Origin of the sequence: Streptomyces sp. NPDC059201 (assembly GCF_042754585.1) — a bacterium.
Lineage (GTDB): Bacteria > Actinomycetota > Actinomycetes > Streptomycetales > Streptomycetaceae > Streptomyces.
On record NZ_JBHZBB010000025.1, the window covers coordinates 1 to 4,805 of the forward strand.

The window sequence follows — 4,805 nt, forward strand, 5'->3', positions numbered from 1 at the left end:
TCTGACCTGTGACAGCGATGTTGGGTGAGTTGTCATCGAAGTTGGGTCAACGCTAGTTTGTGACACCGAAGTTGTCCCTGTTGGAGTCGTGCCAGGTGGGGGATGCGGTGGGGGCACCTGCCTATGTGTTTGATCAGGCCGCACTCACGGCTTTTGAGCTCGACTTCCAGGTTGACGGGGTCCGCAGGCGTATGCCGTTGGGTGCGTGTTGGGACCGGCGGTTCGAGGCGGCTGAGCCCGTACGCGAGTTCAGCTGGCACAAGGGGGCCCGGGGGTTTGCGGGCTGGTACTACTCGGTGACCGTGCGGGATCACGTGGGGTATGAGTCGTGGCTGGAGCGTGACCGGCTGGTCCTGCTGGACCGGGCCCCGGAGGTGGTGGCCGTCGCCTCGCAACCGTTCTGGCTGCACTGGCATGACGGCACGAGGAAGCGCCGTCATGCTCCCGACTACTTCGTCCGGCTGGCCGACGGGCGGGGGCGTGTTGTTGACGTCCGTGCCGAGGACGAGATGGACGAAGACACACGCGAGGCCTTCGCCGCGACCGAGGACGCCTGCCGGGCGGTGGGCTGGGAGTTCGAGTGGGCGGGGCGGCCCGATCCGGTGTTCATGGCGAATGTCCGCTGGCTGGCCCGTTACCGGCGGGCCCGGTGCGGTCGCCCCGACTGGGTGGCGGCCCGGCTTGCCGAGGTCTTCCGTGAGCCGAATGGCCTGTGGGAGGGCGCCGGGCTGGTGGGCGACCGGCTGCAGGTGCTTCCGGTGCTCTTCCATCTGCTGTGGTCCGGGGTCTTGAAAACGGACCTGGTGGGCGGGCTGATGGAGAGGACCAGTCTCGTCTGGACGGAAGGAAGCGGATGGGCAGGCTGAAGCGGCCGTCGGCCCTTGTGGTCGGCCAGAAGGTCCAGTTCGACGGCCAGGTGAGGGCGGTCCTCGGGGTTACTGCCCAGGCGGCGGTGTTGGAGGACGCGGAAGCGCCGCACCATGTGATCGCCTTGATCGACCTGTTCGAGGCGGCGGACTTCGAAGTCCTGTTCCAGCCCGAGCGGATGCCGCTGCCGCCAGTCGGGCTGCTGGAGACGTTCCCGCCAGAGGCGGTGAAACAGGCTTTGTGGTGGGAGAAGCACATCCTTGAGGTCGTGCACGGGCTGGCGCCGGACGCCGAACCGGGCACGTCTCCGAGGCCCGGCTACGGGCCGGGGACGTCCATGACGTCCCGGGAGCGGGTCAAGGCAGAGGAACTGGTGGCCGCCGGTCACCGAGTCGCGGCGAAGACGGTCGGTAACCGGCGTCGCCGCTACCAGGAGAAGGGCCTGGTGGGGCTGGTCGACCTGCGCCCTGTCCGCAAGCGCAGAGAGTTCGGCTCGGTCCCCGATGCTGTCGTCGACGCGATGCGTCAGGCGATCGGCGAGGCCACCGACACGTCGACCCGCAACGGGGCCTACCTGATCTGGCGGACCGGCGAGATTCTCCGCGGGGCCGATGGCGAGGCGGTCGAGCTGCCGACGAAGCGGACCCTCTACCGGCTGCTGGCGAAACTCACCGAGGGCACCCACACGACGGGGTCGGCTGTCACCCGCCGGTCGAAGGCCCACGGGGCCGGTGCGCCGTTCGGAGAGCTGACGGTGACGGCACCGGGGGAGGTCATGCAGATCGATTCCACCCCGATGGACGTGATGGTCCGGCTGGACAATGGGGTCGTGGGCAAGGTCGAGCTGACCGGCATGATCGATGTCGCCACCAGGACATTGTCGGCCGCGGTGCTGCGGCCCTCGACGAAGTCGGTGGACGCCAGCGTGCTGCTGGCCCGCACGGTCACCCCGGAGCTGATGCGGCCGGGCTGGGTGGACGTGCTGAAGATGTCGAGGTCGGTGCTGCCGCACCGCCGTCTGCTGTCCCTGGACGAACGTCTGGAGCACGCGGCGGCCAAGCCGGTGATTGTCCCGGAGATGATCGTCTGCGATCACGGCAAGGTGTTCGTCTCCCACAACTTCCGGGCCTCCTGCCGGTTTCTGGAGATCGATTTCCAGCCCACCCACAAGGGTTCGCCCTTCGAGAAGGGCCACATCGAGAAGATGCTGGGCTCCGTCGCGACGATGTTCACCCAGTTCCTGCCAGGTCACACCGGACGCCACACCGACCACCGCGGCCGGCACCCGGAGCGCGAGAACCTGTGGTCGCTGCCCGAACTCCAGGAACTGCTCGACGAATGGATCGTCGCGCACTGGCAGAACCGCCCCCACGAGGGACTGCGCGACCCCGACCACCCCGGCAAGCTGTTCACGCCGAACCGGAAGTACGCGGCACTGGTGGAGGCGTCCGGCTACGTTCCGGTCGCGCTCGGCGGCCAGGACTACATCGAACTGCTGCCCGCGGCCTGGCGGGCCGTCAACGCCTACGGCATCAGGATCAACAACCGCACCTACGACGCCCCTGAGCTCGGGCCGATGCGTCGGCGGAACTCCGGCGTCACCGCCAAACGCGGACTCTGGGAGGTCCACCGCGACCCCTACGACGTCTCCCGAGTCTGGGTACGCAACCACCGCGGCGACGGCGAATGGGTCCAGGCGACCTGGAAATACCTGCACCGGGCCCCAGTCCCCTTCGGTGACCTCGCCTGGGACCACGTCAGCCACCAACTGCCCAAGGCCACCGAGGAAGAACTTGCCGAGGCGGTCGCGGCCCTGATGACCCGCGCCCACGCCGGCCCCGACCAGCAGGCCCCGAAGAAGGGCCGCAAGACCAAGCAGGCCAAGGGCGACCGTCGTGTTGCGGCCCGCACCAAGGCCACGGCGCCGCCGGCGGCAGCGGCACCATCCCCTTCGGAGCCGAAGAACGAGCCCTCACCGGAAGTGCCGGAGGAGGACGAGGAGGCGCTGGCCGAAGTGATCCCACTGGGGCTCTTCGACCCGCTTGAAGATCCCTGGAGACGACCGTGAGCACGCCGCCGGACGACGATCTCGGCCGCTACCTGACGACCTTGCCCGGCTGGCGCGAGTTCGTAGCAACGGCGACCAGCGAGGCGATGGCCATGCTGACGCAGGCCGAATACGATTCCCTGAGCAAAGAAGAGAAGTACGACTACGACGAGGACCGACTCAACCACCACGCTCGCCTGCAAGTCGTCGCCACCTCTACCGTCCGGCACACCGTTACCTGCGGCCGCCGACTGATCATCCTCAACCGCGGTGCCGTCAGTGCCCGCCGCGGCCTGATCGTCAGTGGGCCGGCTAACACCGGCAAGACGATCGCTTTGACTCAACTCGGCCTGGCCCATGAACTCCAGGACCGCCGCCGTCACCCCGGCCAGGACGAACGTATACCGGTCATCTACATCACCGTCCCACCCGCAGCGACACCCCGCATGATCGCCGCCGAGTTTGCTCGTTTCCTCGGCCTTCCGGTCCTGCGAACTTCCAACATCACCGACCTCACCGAAGCCGTCGTCGGCGTCTGCACCAAGGCCCGCACCGGCCTCATCCTGGTCGACGAGATCCACAACATCTCCCTGCACACCCGCACGGGAGCCGAAGCGTCCGACACACTCAAGTACTTCTCCGAGCGCATCCCCGCGACCTTCGCCTACGCGGGCATCGACATCGAGGAAAGCGGCCTGCTGTCCGGCACCCGCGGCGACCAGATCGCCGCCCGCTTCACCTCAGTCGCCACCCACCCCTTCCCCTACAACGCGGAATGGAAAGCGCTGGTCGCACAGATGGAAGCCACCCTTCTCCTGCACCAGCACAAACGCCGCACCCTGTCCCGCCTGGACCGCTTCCTCCACACCCGCACCAGCGGCATGATCGGCTCGCTGTCCCATCAGCTCCGCGGAGCTGCCGTCGACGCCATCCTCACCGGCACCGAGAAGATCACCAAAGCCGGTCTCCTGGCTGTCGACCTGGACATCGCTTCCCACCGCAAACGCCCCGGCCGCCTGGACACGGACGCGAGCACGTGACACAACTCAGCACGGGCGGGGAACCGGTCGCAAGACTCCCCTTCCAGGTCCGGCCGATCGCCGGTGAAGGCGTTTCCGCCTTCACCATGCGCCTCGCCCGCGCCAACTGCCTCCCGCCCGCCTACCTGCGTCGTTTCCTCGCAAGAACGCCCGGAATCCGCGGCGGCCCATCGTGGGAACGGCTCGCAGCCATCACCGGCCGCGACGCCGACCAGCTACGGAAGACCCTCGACACAATCAGGTGCAAAGAGTGCGAGTCCCCCTTCCAGCTCAACCGGTCGTACGGCAACCTGCCCCACTACTGCTCTGCTCAATGCCGCACTGCCCGAGTCCGCAGATCACAACTCATGGAGCCCTGCCGGATCTGCCAGCAACCCATGAAGGTCCAGTTCGCCCAGCGCTACCGATACTGCTCCTCCGCCTGCCGCCGAGCGGCCTACATCGAACGCCAACGACGCAAGAAGGACGCCTCTGAGCAGGACGAACCCCCCATCTGCGACGCCTGCGAGAAACCCTTGCCGTCGAACTCCCCGACCTCCGAACGCACCTGCTCACAGACGTGCAAAGACCAGGTCACCCGCTGGGGCTGGATGATCGAGGACTACGGGCTTCCCCTGCCCTCAGGAACGTGCGCATTCTGCGGAAGCCCGATGGCGACAAAAACACCGGCCGACCCACATCGACGCTGGTGCAGCCGTCGATGCCGCACATGGGCATCCCACGGCCACGACCCAGCCACCTTCTTCAACCCGCTGATCTGCGAACAATGCCAGACGCCGTTCGAACGACACGCAGACGGCAGGGACCGGCGCTGGTGCTCACGCGCGTGCTACCGGCTATCCCGAGGATGG

The 4,805-nt window shown here is 67.3% G+C and carries 3 protein-coding genes; all 3 read left to right on the forward strand.

Translation table 11 applies throughout. The annotated features are described in order from the left end of the window. Positions 1-95: 95 nt before the first annotated feature. From ACFXMG_RS38805 to ACFXMG_RS38815, 3 genes are read left to right on the forward strand one after another with little or no spacing between them, the layout of a single operon-like run. On the forward strand, positions 96-866 hold the full coding sequence (locus ACFXMG_RS38805; RefSeq protein WP_383828570.1) for a TnsA-like heteromeric transposase endonuclease subunit: 771 nt from the start codon (positions 96-98) through the stop codon (positions 864-866). After that, entirely contained in the window at positions 854-2,935 is a 2,082-nt protein-coding gene (locus ACFXMG_RS38810) for a Mu transposase C-terminal domain-containing protein (protein WP_383828594.1), read from the forward strand. The genes ACFXMG_RS38805 and ACFXMG_RS38810 overlap by 13 nt, the downstream gene beginning before the upstream one ends. Beyond that, positions 2,932-3,954 (forward strand): TniB family NTP-binding protein, encoded by a 1,023-nt coding sequence (locus tag ACFXMG_RS38815; protein ID WP_383828572.1) that lies wholly within the window; start codon positions 2,932-2,934, stop codon positions 3,952-3,954. Before ACFXMG_RS38810 ends, ACFXMG_RS38815 begins: the two co-directional genes overlap by 4 nt. Positions 3,955-4,805: the final 851 nt, after the last annotated feature.